This window comes from Streptomyces sp. SAI-127 (genome assembly GCF_029894425.1).
Lineage (GTDB): Bacteria > Actinomycetota > Actinomycetes > Streptomycetales > Streptomycetaceae > Streptomyces.
The window spans coordinates 7,142,138-7,156,340 of sequence record NZ_JARXYJ010000001.1; the positions used below are offsets into that span (position 1 = coordinate 7,142,138).

The 14,203-nt window shown below is 71.8% G+C and carries 10 protein-coding genes and 1 pseudogene; 4 read left to right on the forward strand and 7 right to left on the reverse strand.

Going from position 1 to position 14,203, the window contains the following annotated elements:
• Window positions 1-9: 9 nt before the first annotated feature.
• The 6 genes from M2157_RS32865 to M2157_RS32890 form a co-directional block, all read right to left on the reverse strand.
• Window positions 10-747 carry a class I SAM-dependent methyltransferase gene (locus M2157_RS32865; RefSeq protein WP_280857393.1) on the reverse strand — a complete coding sequence of 246 codons (738 nt, stop codon included), beginning with the start codon at window positions 745-747 and terminating at the stop codon, window positions 10-12.
• The gene (locus M2157_RS32870; RefSeq protein ID WP_280867011.1) at window positions 744-2,111 is read right to left on the reverse strand and encodes a condensation protein; all 1,368 of its coding nucleotides are present in this window, start codon (window positions 2,109-2,111) and stop codon (window positions 744-746) included. The genes M2157_RS32865 and M2157_RS32870 overlap by 4 nt, the downstream gene beginning before the upstream one ends.
• The gene (locus M2157_RS32875; protein WP_280867012.1) at window positions 2,108-6,301 is read right to left on the reverse strand and encodes a DUF3367 domain-containing protein; all 4,194 of its coding nucleotides are present in this window, start codon (window positions 6,299-6,301) and stop codon (window positions 2,108-2,110) included. The genes M2157_RS32870 and M2157_RS32875 overlap by 4 nt, the downstream gene beginning before the upstream one ends.
• Complete coding sequence (locus tag M2157_RS32880) at window positions 6,298-7,071, reverse strand: class I SAM-dependent methyltransferase (RefSeq protein WP_280867013.1); 774 nt, start codon at window positions 7,069-7,071, stop codon at window positions 6,298-6,300. Before M2157_RS32880 ends, M2157_RS32875 begins: the two co-directional genes overlap by 4 nt.
• 5 nt (window positions 7,072-7,076) lie before the next feature.
• The gene (locus tag M2157_RS32885) at window positions 7,077-8,258 is read right to left on the reverse strand and encodes a glycosyltransferase family 4 protein (protein WP_280867014.1); all 1,182 of its coding nucleotides are present in this window, start codon (window positions 8,256-8,258) and stop codon (window positions 7,077-7,079) included.
• A 193-nt stretch (window positions 8,259-8,451) separates the two neighbouring features.
• The gene (locus M2157_RS32890; protein WP_280867015.1) at window positions 8,452-9,441 is read right to left on the reverse strand and encodes a DUF3068 domain-containing protein; all 990 of its coding nucleotides are present in this window, start codon (window positions 9,439-9,441) and stop codon (window positions 8,452-8,454) included.
• 203 nt (window positions 9,442-9,644) lie between these two features.
• Between M2157_RS32890 and M2157_RS32895 the strand changes: the two genes are divergently transcribed.
• The 4 genes and pseudogenes from M2157_RS32895 (at window position 9,645) to M2157_RS32910 (ending at window position 12,794) form a co-directional block, all read left to right on the forward strand.
• On the forward strand, window positions 9,645-9,797 hold the full coding sequence (locus tag M2157_RS32895) for a hypothetical protein (RefSeq protein ID WP_167368209.1): 153 nt from the start codon (window positions 9,645-9,647) through the stop codon (window positions 9,795-9,797).
• A gap of 3 nt (window positions 9,798-9,800) precedes the next feature.
• Window positions 9,801-11,025: pseudogene (locus M2157_RS32900) on the forward strand (helix-turn-helix domain-containing protein).
• A 150-nt stretch (window positions 11,026-11,175) separates the two neighbouring features.
• A complete protein-coding gene (locus M2157_RS32905; RefSeq protein ID WP_280857388.1) occupies window positions 11,176-11,949 on the forward strand; it encodes an IclR family transcriptional regulator in 774 nt (257 codons plus the stop codon).
• The gene (locus tag M2157_RS32910; protein WP_280867016.1) at window positions 11,946-12,794 is read left to right on the forward strand and encodes an SMP-30/gluconolactonase/LRE family protein; all 849 of its coding nucleotides are present in this window, start codon (window positions 11,946-11,948) and stop codon (window positions 12,792-12,794) included. Before M2157_RS32905 ends, M2157_RS32910 begins: the two co-directional genes overlap by 4 nt.
• Here the strand turns inward: M2157_RS32910 and M2157_RS32915 are convergent, their stop codons facing one another.
• Window positions 12,795-14,198, reverse strand: coding sequence for an FAD-dependent oxidoreductase (locus M2157_RS32915; protein ID WP_280868312.1), 1,404 nt, complete (start codon window positions 14,196-14,198; stop codon window positions 12,795-12,797).
• Between the last annotated feature and the right edge of the window lie 5 nt (window positions 14,199-14,203).

Here is a 14,203-nt window from a genome sequence, read left to right on the forward strand (position 1 = left end):
TCCCGCCCCCTAGGTCTTGCGCGCGTGCAGCAGCAGGATCGACGCGAGCGACGGTCTGGCACACGCCAGCCGGTCCAGTGCGCGCAGCGGACGCGGCACACCGTGGAAGGGCGCCCCCTCCAGTCGTACGACCTCGAAACCTGCCGCCGCGACGAACTCCCGCAGCGCACGGGCCGTGTACAGCCGCAGATGCCCTACGACCTCCCGTCCCGGCCTGCCGTGGATCGCCCGCAGGCTCACCTCCGAGAACACCGGCTGGACGCCGGCCAGCAGCAGTCCGCGGTTGTACCAGGCGGCCAAGTTCGGTGTGGACAGCATGAGATGACCTCCCGGGCGCAGGATGCGGCGGATCTCGTCGAGCGCGGCGTCCGGGTCGACGAGATGCTCGACGACCTCGCTGAACAGCACGGCGTCGACGGACGCCGACCCGAACGGCAGCCCGGGGCCGGTGAGTTCGCCCCGGACGGCGTACGGCAGTCGGGTGCGGGCGCGTTTCAGGGCGTCCTGGGACCAGTCGACGCCGACGATCGTGTGGCCGGTGAGGAGCGGAGCCGCCGTGGCGGCCGCGGTGCCGTCGCCGCAGCCGATGTCGAGGACGGTGCGCCGGGTCTTTCCGGGCGCTCCGAGGGCCGTGGCCAGCATGCGGGCCTGGCGCAGCGAGCGGGGGGTGCCGGAGGCGACGGGAACGGCGGGGTCCTCGTAGAAGTCTCTGAGGCCGCCGCGGCGCGGGGGTGCGCTGGTGTTCACGGGGCCACCTCCGTGGAGTGCAGGTAGTGCTCGAAAAGGTCCCGCAGGTGGGTGCCGTCGCCGTGGCTGAGCAGGGCGCGTGACCAGCGCAGCGCGAGGTGCAGCCGGCCCGCGGTGGAGGCGGTCGTGACCGTGAGCCCACGCGGCATCCTCGCGGGCGCCGAGAACCACACGGCGTGCGCGCGGCCGGCCTCCTCGCCGAAGTCCAAGGGGTACGGGACGCGGCCGATGTTGCTGAGCAGCGTGGTCGAGGTCCAGGGGGCGGCGGCTCTGCGCAGGCCGCGGGTGAGGGCCGCCCGCCAGGTCACCGGGGTGATTGGGGCGGTGAGCAGGCTTGCGCCGTGGCCCAGTTGGGGGCGGGTGAGGGATTTGAGGGCGCGCGTGCGTTGTGCCGTGCGGCGCAGGAACTCGGGCATGTCGGCTCGGGTGTGTGTCAACTCGTCCGGTGAGAAGGGGACTTCTACCAGGCGGGTGCCGTTTCCTATCGGCATCGTCGTGTCCCTCGGGCGGTCGTCGACGGGCATCGTGATGCGGAGGGGGCGGGGGTGGGCGCCGTGTTCCCTGTTCCAGTGGGCGATCGTCAGGGCCGTGGTGACCATGAGCTGGTCGTTGACCGTGTAGGGGGAGCCCTTGGGGCGGTGGGGGAGGGGGAGTTCGGTGACGAGGAGGCCGTTGCCGGGGGAGGGTTCGGGTGTGCCAGGCGCTACGCGGGCGGGGCGGGTCCAGTTGGAGGCCGTGTCCGGGGTCCGCTGTGGGGTTTCCGGTGCGCGGGTGGGGGCTGGGGCGGGGGAGTTGTCCTTGCCGCCGTAGATTTCGGCCGCCGTGGCGAGGATGCGGAGGCAGGCGGGGCCGTCCAGGGCGGTGTGGTTGATGGTGAGGAAGAGGACGGTCGTGTTTCGGGTGCGGCTGAGTGGGGGCTGATCGCGCAGTTCCCCGCGCCCCTCAAGAGGTGGGTGCAGGCCCACGATGTCTGTCGCCTCGCTGCCTTCTGCTGGACCTGCTCCCTCCACCACCTCCAGTCTTACGGGTGGGGACAATGACAGGGGAGGTGCTTCGACCAGTGCCCTTGTCCTCGCGTCCCGTAGTGCGTTCCTCCCCGGCGCCGCAAAGGTCACCACCTCCACATCCGGCTCCGCCGTCAGCTCCCACTCGTAGCGGCGGCGGTACCGGCCCCCCGGGGCCTCCCGCATCAGGATCCTCGGGTGTCGGTGCAGGGCCTCCAGGAACGCCTTCCGGAGCCGGGACTGGTCCAGTCGTCCCGGCAGGTGCACCTCGATGTGGACCGTCTCCGGTTCCTCCTCCTGGAGGCAGTGCCGGGAGACCTCGTCGACCACCGGGAACGGGATGCGTGTCGATGGGGTCATGTCGGTTCCGTCCTCCCCTTGCTCACCTCGACCGGCGGCAGTTGCTGTGTCGGTGCCTCGGACTCGGGGGGTGTCTCACGCTCACGCACACTCACCAGAGCCGCGAACAACCCGATCAGCGCGAGGAGTTGGGCTAGGTGACCGAACGCCCCGTCCGCTGCGCCCACCGGCTCACCGGCTCCCACCGCCGCGGCGATCCCCGCCCCCGCCAGGGCCACGAAGGCGATCGGCACCAGGAGTCGATGGCGCCGGGACGCGAGCAGCGCCAACGCCGGGACCAGCAGGGCGAACCAGCCTGCGATGACCACGCCCACCACCGTGAGCGCCACCACTCCGAGCCACACCCCCGGGGCCGGGGGTACCCGCTGCGGGTCGTCGGGGTTCGGAGAGCGCCTGCGCCACAGCACCAGGCCGACCAGCGCCGCCAGTGCGACCCCGCTGCCGATCAGGGCGCCGTCGTAGGTCGCCGCGGGCTCGTACGACAGCTTCACCGTGCCGCCCGCACCGGCGGGGATGCGCCAGCCCTGCTGCCAGCCGTCGAGCCGCAGCGGGGACAGCGACTTCCCGTTCAGGGTGGCCTTCCAGCCGTCGTTGTAGTTCTCGTACGTCGTGAGGTACGAGGCGGCGCCCGATCCCACGGTCACCTCGCGTTTGTCGCCGAGCCAGTCCCGTATCCGCAACTCCCGTGCGAGGGAGGTCGGTTCGGCGACAGTGCCGCGGGTCAGCGTGATGCCGGTCAGGGCGAGCGGCCCGGCGTCCCCGCCCTCGACGACATGCTCACCGGAAGTCAGGGACAACTCCGCGTCCGAGCGGCCCGACTGACAGAGCGTCACCGTCAGCTCGCGCCGCTCGGTCAGGTCCCGGATCCGGCCCGACACGCCGGTCTGGTACAGCTTGCCGTCGACCGCCAGCACCGGCCCCTTGCCGCACGGCAGTGAGAACGTCCGCGTGGCCTTCGGCTGCGGGGTCCGGTACTGGTCGAGGGCCGGTATGTAGGCCTCCGTGAGCCCCACCGGGAGTTGGAGGTCCTCGTCCGCGACCGGGTTGTGCAGGGTCAGCGGGGCCGTCTTGGTGATCGTGATGTCGAGGCGGTCGGTCGTGATCGCCGGGAAGCGCACCGCGCCGTTCTCGTCGACAGCGGCGACCGTCGCGCCGTCGGGCGAGGTGATGTCGACCTCGGTGGGACGGGTGGAGAGTCCGCCGGCGGGCGCCAGCACCACTTCCCCGATGGGCTGTTTGCCGTTCCAGCTGAGGTGGATGGTCGGTCGGTCGCCCGCGATCCAGGCCGTGGTGAGGTCGCCGTCGGTGAGGTTGCGGGCGGACAGGCCCGTGCCGAGGGTGGCCGTGGAGTCGGCGGTCGCGGTGATGCGGTTGCGCTGGTCGGGGGCGACCTCGTACAGCAGCCTGTCGAGTTCCTCCCCGGTCACCGGCACCGCGCTCGCCTTCACCGAGTGCGTTCCCGAGGCCGCCGTGTCGAAGCGGCGGTGCAGGCCGGCCTCGGTGCCGGTCGGGGAGATCCCGGCCGGGTCGGGGACCCGGTGCAGGGAGACGATCTCGGCGGGCGCGTCGGAGGAGTCCGCGTCGGCCGGCAGCCGCAGCAGCCGGGTCACCTGCACGTCCGGCAGGTCGATCTCGGAGAACCCGGCCCCGGCGAGACCGGTCCTTCGCGCGACCGAGTCGACGATCGTCAGTTTCATCCAACCCGTCGTGCCCGGAGGGGACTTGATGCTCTGTGTCGATCCGTCGGCCCGCAGGTAACTGGTGCGCGAGCCGTTCTCGGTCTCCACCCGTACCTTGGTCGCCGCCGACCGCACGCTCTCCTGCGGCAACGGCGTGACCTTGAACGACGAGGGCATGTCGTACGCGGGGTCGGAGAACCCGATCCGCAGCCACTCCCCGTCCGGCGAGCCCGCCACACCCTCCGCCCAGGCGGTGTCCGGGTTGCCGTCGAAGGCGTTGACCGGGTCGAACTGCGGGAGATGGAACAGCCAGTTGCCGTACGACGACGCCGTCACCGTACGGGCGCCGCGCAGTTCGGCCACCGTCTGGTGCGAGAGTCCTTTGGTCGGCAGGATCTGGTGCGGTTTCCCGCCGGCGTCCTGGGCGGCCCCGGAGGCGTTCCGCTCGTCGTCGGTGTACGTGTACGAGGTGTTCGCGTTGACGAGCCCGAACCGGGTGTCCGCGCGCCGCAGGCCGTCGCCGACGATCTGGAGCGGCGGGGTGCCGAGCCCCGGGTGGTTGTCACCGGTCAACACCGTTGCCCGGCCCCGTAGTTCGGTCGCCAGCGGGAGCAGCGACTCGGGTCCGCCGGACACCTGGACGGTGTCGGCGACCGGCAGCAGCCCCGCCTGACCGGGCCGTGGCACGGCCTCGCTCGCCGGACGGAAGATCTCCACCGCCCGCTGCCTCGGGTACAGCCCCTCGATCTGGAGCGGGGTGTCGTTCGCGATCTTCCCGCCCGTCATGAGCGGACCGAGGCCCGTCACCCGCTCGTAGCCGGACTGTTCGAGGGCCCGCTTGACGACCGACGACGACACGGAGCCGATCTGGTCGGGGTCGAGGTCGTTGCGGACGACGACGTAGTAGACCCCGGCCCGGCTCAGGTAGTCGGCGAGTCCCGGGATCTCACCGCCGGTCAGCAGCGCCTGCTCGACCGCGTCCGTCGCGCGCCGGTTGCCGGGGGTGCCGAAGGGGACGTAGTCGCGTTGCGCCCACCGGGACTCCGCGAGCACGTCGAGCGGCTGGTCGATGGGGGAGCCCCAGGTGTAGATGCCGTGCGCGGTCGCGGGGACGACGAGGGCGCGCGAGTCGGGGGAGTACTTCTCCAGCCAGTCGGCCGTGGACTGCCAGTACTTGGGCAGTTGCTGGAAGGAGCCCGGGTTCAGGATCGTGCCGTTGAGATACGGCCACATCAGCCCGGGCAGGACGAGGACCGCCGCGATCAGCGGGGCATACCGGCGGCCTCTCATCTCACGCGCCCCGCGCGGTTCGGAGGCCACGCCCACCAGATGGGCGAGGCCGAGCACCAGCGCGAGCGCCAGCCCCGGCTGGAACTTGTAGATGTTGCGGAAGGGGGCGAGGCCGCCGTTCAGCCAGTCCTGCACGAGCCCGTGGAAGGGTGCGCCGAACGCGCCGCCGTATCCCGCGAGCAGCATCAGGGCGGCCGTCAGCACGGTCAGCACCAGCCACCGGCGCTCCGGCATGTCCCGCCGCGCCAGGCCCGCGAGACCGAGCCCGGCCGCGAGCGCCGAGCAGAGGATCACGATCACCGAGGAGGCCACGGTCCAGCCGGCCGGCAGCCACGCCTCCACCAGGTGCAGATAGGCGACCCAGTTACCGGCCCCGCGCAGTGCCTCCGTCGCCGACATCGTCTCGGTCGTGGTCCGCGCGCTCTCGACGTACGGCAGGAAGTTCTCGCCGTAGAGGCCGAGCAGCAGCAGGGGGATCACCCACCAGGCCGTCGCCAGGATCACTCCCGGGACCCACCAGGCGATCAGCTTGCGCTGCCGGGGCCCGGGTGGCCGGGAGAGGAGATACAGGCCGACGGGCAGCAGAGAGGCCAGCGTGGAGGCCGCGTTCACCCCGCCCATGAACGGGATGACCAGCGCCGAGCGCAGGGCGGCGATCCGGGCGGTGTAGCGCTCGTTCGTCAGCGGCAGCAGCACCCACGGCAGGAAGGCGCCGGGCAGCGCGGCGGCGGAGGTCGAGCCGATGACGATGGTGAAGGTCGGCCACAGCGCGTACGCGGCGGCGGCGAGGAGCCGGGACGCCCCGTTGCCCACGCGCAGCCGCTCGGCCAGCCGCAGCGCGCCCCAGAAGGCCACCGACACGATCAGCGACAGCCACAGCCGCTCCACCAGCCACACCGGCAACTGGAGGGCGTGGCCCAGCCAGTAGAACGGCAGCATCGGCCACAGATAGCCGACGTACTGGTCCTGGATCCCGCCGAAGGAGCCCTGGTCGTGCCACAACTGCCCGAGGTCGGCGAGGAAGCGCCCCGGGTCGGTGGTGACGCCCAGCTTGGTGTCGAAGGTCTGCCGGCCCGGGTGCACCACGAGGAACAGCACGAACACCACGGCCCAGAACCCCAGCAGCCAGCGCCGCGACCGCGGACCCTCCGGGGGGCCCGACATGCTCGCGGTGGTGGGAACGGCTGCCGGAGGAGGGGCCTGGACCGTGGACGTCGTCATGGTGGACACCGCCGGAGGATGAGGAGGAGGTTCCAGGTGGCCACCTCGCGGATGCCGGGAGCCCGGACGACGGTCTCCGCGAGGAAGGGCCAGTAGCGGGAGCGCGCCGAGACGACCGTGACGTCGTCCCGGGCACGCACCTGCCGCAGGGTCGGGCCGATGTGCACGGCGAACAGGTTCTCGCCGAGGGTGTGCTTCGCGGCCTTTCCGGTACGGCGCCGATAGCGGGCACGGGCCCGTTCGGCACCCAGGTAGTGCCAGGGCGCCCACTCGTGACCGCCCCACGGGGACAGCCAGTTGGTGAACGACACGTAGATCAGCCCACCGGGCCGGGTGACCCGCACGAGCTCACTGAGGAAGGTCTCCGGATCGGCCACGTGCTCCAGCACGTTGGAGGAGAAGGTGACATCGGCGGCCGCGTCCCGCAGGGGGAGCAGATAGCCGTCGGCGATCACGGTGGCGTCGGGTGGCTTCGCTCCCAGTTCGGTGGGATCGGGCTCGAAGAGGAACGCGTCGGCACCGCGTCTGCGGAACTCCTCGGTGAAGTACCCGCTGCCGCCGCCGACGTCCACGACGGTACGGCCGGCGACGGCACCGTCGTAGGCCTCGACCTGGTCCACGGCGTCGCGGGCGAGCAGCGCGTAGCAGGACTCGGGGTCGTCCTGCTCGTGCCGAAAGGCACGAAGGAGGCCCAGGGAACGTCGAAACGAGGGGTCCTTGAATGCTTGGGGGCGCGGGGAACTGCGCGACCAGCCACGATGGCGCCGCACTCTCGTCACGGTCCCCAGCCCCTCACCGCCTCAGAGGCCACAGCGCGAAACTGTCTGACAGTCCGATGCCAACGGAATCTGGCAGCCCGATCGCGAGCAGCCTTGCCCATCAACTCCCGCTGATGGGAAGACAGGGCCAACGTGCACCACGCGGCGGCGAACGAGGACTCGCCCCGGGCGAGTACTCCCGTCTCCCCGTCCACGACGGAATCCCGCAGCCCGGGCACGTCGAAGGCGATGGTCGGCGTCTCCCGGGTCGCGGCCTCGGTGACGACCAGTCCCCAACCCTCCACGGCCGAGGGATGAAGCAGCAGCCACGCCTCGCACAACAGCCGGTGCTTCTCGGCCTCGGAGACATGCCCGGTGAACTCCACGCCAGGACCGGCGAGTTGCTCCAGGCGGGACCGCTCGGGCCCGTCTCCGACGATCACCAGCCGGCCACCGGTCACCGGCCGCACCCGCTCCCAGAGCCTCAGCAGCAGATCGATCCGTTTGTACTCGACCAGCCGGCCCACGGCGACGAAGAGCGGTTCGGAAGAGCGGCGGACGAGTGGCTCCGGCTCCTCGACGCCGTTGTGCACGACGCGGATGCGGTCCCGCTCGACGCCGATCGCCCGCAGGGCGTGCGCCGTCGACGGAGACACGGCGACCAGCAGGCTCCGGTGTCTGGCCGCCGCACCGGCCAGGGCCCAGTGTTCGAGTCTTCGGCCGATCCGGGCGGCCGGGGCCAGGGGCCCGCCGAACCGCATCTTCCACAGGTCGGTGTGCACATGGTTGACCAGACACAGGGTGGGGCCGTGGTGCCACAGGGGCGCGAGGTACGGCATGCCGTTGCACACCTCGACCAGCAGGTCGGTCTCGCCGACCTGGCGGGCGAAGGCCGTACGGGCGCGCAGGTAGTGGCCGAACTCGCCGCCCGCCGACACGACGCGGTAGTCCCGGTAGGAGGCCGGGCCGCCGCACAGGAGGGTCACCTGGTGGCCGAGCCGGGTCAGTCCGTCGGCGAGCCGGTCGACGAGCAGCTCGGAGCCGCCTGCCGCGGGATTGTCCAGGTCACGATGGGCGAGGAAAACGATTCGGCGCGGAGGTGGGGGGAGCGCCGGGGAACGGTGCGGGCTGTGCGATGAGGGTTGCCGCTGCGACGCCTGGGGAGGCGTGTGCAGCGGGTGGGGCACGTGCTGGGGCATGGGTGCTCCAACTCGTCTCAGGGTGCGGAACTCAGCAGTGTCTTTCAGGCTGGTTGTGGGGGGACTGAGCGCTTCTCAGGGGGAGGATGTGGACGGGCTGTGTTCAGGTGGGGTGGCACAGTTTTCGCCCACCCGTACGTCGTGGCTACTCACCCAGGTGACAATTTCGGGGCTTATTAGAGCTGACGTCCAGTCACATCGTGAGGACGGGCTCGGGCGTATCGCTCATATCGGTGGACTCGGGGCGCCTGCGTCCCCGTACCGCCAAAACGCCCCCCACGGCAGCCAGTACGAATCCAGCCACAGCCGCCCCGATCGGCAACGTCTCGCCCACCGCGCGCAGTTGGCCGCTGTCTCGCTTGGCCAGCCGCACCGCGTCCTTCTGGGTCGCGGTGGTGAACGCGATCTTCGGGCTGTCCAGCAGGACCACGGCGTCCTTCTTCGCGCCGGGCGCCCGCAGGGTGCGCTTCGGGCCCACCTGTGCGTAGACCACCCGGCCGGTGCGCTGGTCGACGACCAGCTCGATGCCGTGGTTGGAGTACCACTCCTCGGCCAGTACCTGCGGCCGGTCGGGCTCGTCCACGATCGTGCCCGGCACCAGCCGTGTCCCGACCTTGGCCGGGGCGACCGTGCCGGTGAACCGGTAACCCGTGTACCCCTGAACCTTCTTCGTACCCTGGTAACGCAACGTCACCGTCGAACCCAGGGAGTTGTCCCACCACTGGTAGGAGCGCCGCTCCACGTCGAAGGGGAACTTCAGATAGGCCTCGCCCTCGATGTACGGCTTCTCGCCGCAGCAGTGCACCGGCCTGGTGGTCTTGCGGTCCATGACCCAGCGGTGCGGGACGAACTCCAGGGCGTCGTGCGGGTCGGCGGCCGGAAGCGACTTGTCGGTGTCGACGGTGGTGGTGACGTCCCACACCGCGGCCCGGCCGCTGCGTTCGCTGTCCTCGACGTCGGCGCGCACCCGCTGGGTGACGGTGATCCGCTGTCCGGGAACCGTCTCGAGTTCCTCGGTGTCGAAGACGCTGCCCGTTCCGCGGTAGACCGCGGTCTGGTCGATGTCGATCGGATTCACGGCCGCTCGCGGGGCCACGTACCACGCGAGCAACGGCGCCAGTACCAGCAGGAACGTGCCGAGTCCCAGCAGAATCAGGGAGATTGGAGAGGCTGTACGGCGCATCCGGACACTCCAGGGGCTTGAGTTGACGGAGTTCGGGCCGCTCTATGGGCCGGAGACCGTAGGCGTCTTGGCACGGGGTGTCAATGTCTTGACGGATTGTCAATGTCCTGTCGACACTGGGGCGACAGGCAGGGTGGGTACCGGACGGGTTCCGGGTGGGGACGTACGCCGGATCGAGCCGCTCGAGAGAGGCTGCCCCTGCGATGTCCAGACTGCTCGCCGCCGCACTGACCGTCGTGGTCTCCGCTTTGCTCGCCCTCGGTGCCGCGCTCGGCATCGTCGCGCTGCTGGAGGCGACGCCCGAGCAGCCCAACACCCCCTTGATCACCTACGAGCAGACGGACCAAGGGAGTTGACCCGTGGCCGCCCGCCCGGCAACTGTGAACGCCCGCTCGGCCTGGCACGACGTCCCCCGCCTCCAGGTCCGCCGCTTCGCTGCCATCGCCATGGCCGAGGCGCCGGCCCTCGCCGAGGAGATCCTGCGCGAGATCCGCCGTGAGTACCCCCATCTGCCGGTGATCCTCGACGAGTCCGGCGAACCGATGGCCCTGGTCGGCATCCGCCGCGCGATCGAGGTCTTCGTCCAGCACCTGGAAACGGCGGAGGGCCGTCCCACGGTCCCCCCGGGCGTCTTCCAGGAGTTCGGCCGGGGCGAGGGGCTGAACGGCCGCAGCCTCGACTCCCTCCAGGCGATCTACCGCATGGGCGTACGTCTGGCATGGCGCCGGTTCGCCGACATCGGCCAGCGTGTGGAGATCCCGCCGCCGGCGATGTACGAGCTGGTGGACGCGGGCTACGAGTACCTGGACGGACTGGTCGACCAGTCCGTCCGGGGCTACGCGGAGGCAGCGGCCCGCCAGGCGGGCGAGCGCCTGCGCCTCCAGCGCCGCCTGATGGAGTTACTGCTGGCCGAACGCCACCGGGGCGACCCGGCGGACGCGCTGACGGAACGCGCGGCCCGCATCGGCTGGCCCCTCCCGAAGAAGGTGGCGGTCGGCGTCCTGCTCCGTCCGGCCCGTGAGGCGGTGCCTCCCGCGGTGGGCCAGGGCGTCCTCCTGGACATGGACTACGAACAGCCCCGCATGGTCGTCCCGGAACCGGGCGCGGCGGGCCGCCCCGAACTTCTGCACCGGGCCCTGACCGGCTGGGCGGGCGCGATAGGACCCCCGGTCCCGCTCGCCGACGCGGCGAAGTCCCTCCGCTGGGCCGAGGCCGCCGTACGCCTGATGGAACGGGACCTGCTCCCTGCCGGGGACGTCCTGTACTGCACCGAACACACCGAGGCCCTGGTCCTGCTGCAGCCGGAGGAGCTGATCGACGATCTGGCCCTGCGCTGCCTGGCCCCCCTGCGGCACTGCGGCCCCACCCACGGCCGCCGCCTCGCGGAGACTCTGCTGGCCTGGCTGGAGACCAGGGGCGGGGGCCCCGGAAGTGGCGGCCCGCCTGGGCGTCCACCCCCAGACCGTCCGCTACCGTCTCCGCCAGATCCGGGAGCTGTGGGGCGACGAGATCGACGACCCGGACCGGCGGTTCGAACTGGAGCTGGTGCTGCGGGCCCGGCGGTTGCGGGGAGAGCTGGCGTGAGCAACCCAGTGTGACGTGCCGCACACGGAGTGGGTCTACCTCCCCCTTGCCCATTGCCGGAGGAAACCGCCTGTCGCTAGCCTGTGTTCGTCATGCCGATCGTCTGTTGAAATTTCGAACGCAGACGCCTTAAAAGAGAGGGGGCCGGTTGTGGGACGCCTCGTACCTGCCGTGACCCGGGCTCTCGATATTCTCGAGCTCTTCCTCGACGGAGACGGGACGCTCTCCGCCCCCGACATCGTGCGCAGGCTCCAGCTGCCACGCACCACCGTGCACGAGCTGGTGACCACTCTCGCCGCCCGGTCGTACATCGTCCAGGTCCCGGGCCAGCCGGGACGCTACCGGCTCGGGGTGCGGCCCTACCAGCTCGGCAGCCGGTACGCCGAGCAGCTCGACCTCGCCGCCGAGGGCCAGCAGGTCGCCCGGTCCGTCGCCGAGACCTGTGACGAGACCGTACACGTGGCGATCCTCGAGGGCACCGACGTCATCTACATCGCCAAGGTCGACTCGACGCACGCGGTGCGGATGGTGTCGGCCGCCGGCCGGCGCCTGCCCGCGCACTGCACCTCCGTCGGCAAGATGCTCCTCGCCTCCCTCCCGGAGCCGCAGCTCGCCTCCCGTATCCCCGATGACACTCCGCTCCCCGGTATGACGCCCAACAGCATCACCGACCCCGCTGCCCTGCGCGAGGCCCTCGACGAGATCCGGCAGCGCGGCGTCGCCGTCGAGAACCGTGAGTCCAACCCGGACGTGTCCTGCGTGGCCGCCCCGGTCCGCGACCGCACCGGGCAGGTCGTCGCCGCGCTCTCCATCTCCGTGCCGATGATCCGCTGGAGCGACGACCGCCGCGGCGAGCTGGAGCAGCTCGCCGCCAAGGGCGCCGCCGAGCTGTCCGAGCGCCTCGGCCACCGGAGCGTGGGATGACCCGCTTCACGAAGTACGACGTCGCCGTACGCGCCGAGGCCACCCTCGGCGAGGGGCCCACGTGGGACGGCGAGCGGCTCCTGTGGATCGACATCCTCGGCGCCCGGCTCCACACCTACGACCCCGTCTCCGGCCACCGCACGGTCCGTGTCCTGGACCAGCACATCGGCGCCGTCAAGCCGCGCGCGGGTGGCGGACTCGTCCTCAACCTCCGGGACGGCGTGGCCCTGCTGGACCCCGACGACTCCTTCCGCTGGCTCCACCACGAGCCCGTCCCCGGCCGCCGGGCCAACGACGCCGCCGTGGCCCCCGACGGCTCTCTGTGGGCGGGCACCATGCGCTACGACGAGGCACCGGGCGGCGGCACCCTGTCCCGGATCACGGGTGACGGCACGCACCGCACCGTCCTCGACGACGTGGCCGTCAGCAACGGCACCGGGTGGAGCCCGGACGGCCGGCTCATGTACTACATCGACTCACCCACCCGCCGCGTCGACGTCTTCGACCACGAGAGCGGGCGGCTCTCCGACCGCCGGCCCTTCGCCGTGATCGAGGACGGCGCCGGTTTCCCCGACGGGCTCACGGTCGACGCCGACGGCTGCGTCTGGGTAGCCCTGTGGGACGGGGGAGCGGTCCGCCGCTACACCCCGGACGGCGGCCTCGACCACGTGATCACCCTCCCGACCCCGCGCGTCACCGCGTGCGCGTTCGGCGGCCCGGACCTGACCGACCTGTACATCACGACCGCACGGGTGGGGCTGGACGCCCCGCACCCGGTGGCGGGCTCACTGCTGGTGGTGCCGGGGGCCGGCAAGGGCGTGGCGCAACAGCCGTTCGCGGGCTGACTACCGCAGCTCCGCCTTCTTCAACTCCTCTGCGGTCAGGGGCGGTTCGGTCAGAGTCGGCTTCAACGGGCCCACCGCCGCCGCCAGCAGTACACCCGGCGCCAGCAACACCTCCGCCCGCCGCTCCAGCGACGTCACGTCGGTGACGCGGCGGGCGATACGCCCGTTCCCCGTGGCCGTGTACATGAGCCGGGAGACGTACGCGGCCACGGCCCGGTCCCGTGCCGTCGGCCCGTTCTCCGTGGCCCCCGGATAGAACACGTCCTGCCCGGTCGCCAGCTCCCACGCCGCCCCGACCGGCCGGGCCACCGCCTTCTGCACCCGACGCGCCAACCCGGCGGTTCCCCACCCGTACCGCCGAGTGAGGTCCCGCAGGACGAGCGCGCTCTGGGCGCCGACGGCCAGGCCGTGCCCGTACAGCGGGTTGTACGCCGCCAGCGCGTCGCCGAGGACCGTGAAGTTCTCCGGCCAGGCCGGCATGCGCTCGTAGAAGTACCGCCGGTTGACGGTCGTACGCGTGAAGGAGACGCCGGACAGCGGCTCGGCCCGGGAGATCAGGTCGCCGATCAGCGGATGCCGCAGCTCCTCGCGGGCGAACCGCACGAAGTCGTCGTCGGCGGGCGACGGTTCGCCTCCGCGCGTGCCGTTCAGGGTGACGATCCACCGGCCGTCCTCGATCGGCAGCAGAAAGCCCGCCCGGCCCGGTCCGGCCGCCCGGGTGTCCGGCTGCACGCTGATGACGGGGAAGCCGTCGCGGGCCTGCTCCGGCGCGAGGTAGAGGCGGCTCGCGTACGCCAGGCCGGAGTCGACCTCGCGGCGCTCCGGCGTCGGCAGTCCGAGCTCCGTCAGCCAGCGGGGCGTCCCGGAGGCCCGCCCGGTCGCATCCACGACCATGCCCGCGTCGATGGTCCGTTCGCGGCCGTCGCGCTCCCGTACCCGGACCCCGGTGACCCCCTGAGCGTCACCCGTCAGCCCCAGCACCTCGGTGCCGCCGAGCACCTCGACCCGGTCGTCCGCGAGGACCCGTGCCCGGACCGTCGCGTCCAGCAGGTCCCGCCCGGCCAGGATCACGTGGTGGGACTCGGGCCAGCGCCGGAACCAGCCGTGTGCCGACAGGACGACCATGTCGGTGGTGACCGGCGCGCGGCGCGCCCCGGCGTCCGTCAGCGTGCCGGTGACGCCGGGCAGGAGGTCCTCCATGGCCCGTACCCCGCCCGACCACAGCATGTGGGCGTGCCGGGCCTGCGGCAGGCCCTTGCGGGGCGCGGGCTCCCCGGGCAGCTCGTCGCGCTCCACCACGAGGACCCGGTCGGCGAGGTCCGTCAGCGCGGCCGCCGCGAGCATGCCCGTGTGGGATCCCCCGAGGACGACGGCGACCCTGGCGGGGGAGGGGCGCTCGCTCAGGTCCG

Excerpts from the sequence above, each read along its gene's own strand:
- M2157_RS32870 (WP_280867011.1), bottom strand. The coding sequence starts at position 2,111 with ATGACCCCATCGACACGCATCCCGTTCCCGGTGGTCGACGAGGTCTCC.
- M2157_RS32875 (WP_280867012.1), bottom strand. The coding sequence starts at position 6,301 with ATGACGACGTCCACGGTCCAGGCCCCTCCTCCGGCAGCCGTTCCCACC.
- M2157_RS32885 (WP_280867014.1), bottom strand. The coding sequence starts at position 8,258 with ATGCCCCAGCACGTGCCCCACCCGCTGCACACGCCTCCCCAGGCGTCG.
- M2157_RS32890 (WP_280867015.1), bottom strand. The coding sequence starts at position 9,441 with ATGCGCCGTACAGCCTCTCCAATCTCCCTGATTCTGCTGGGACTCGGC.
- M2157_RS32895 (WP_167368209.1), top strand. The coding sequence starts at position 9,645 with ATGTCCAGACTGCTCGCCGCCGCACTGACCGTCGTGGTCTCCGCTTTG.
- M2157_RS32910 (WP_280867016.1), top strand. The coding sequence starts at position 11,946 with ATGACCCGCTTCACGAAGTACGACGTCGCCGTACGCGCCGAGGCCACC.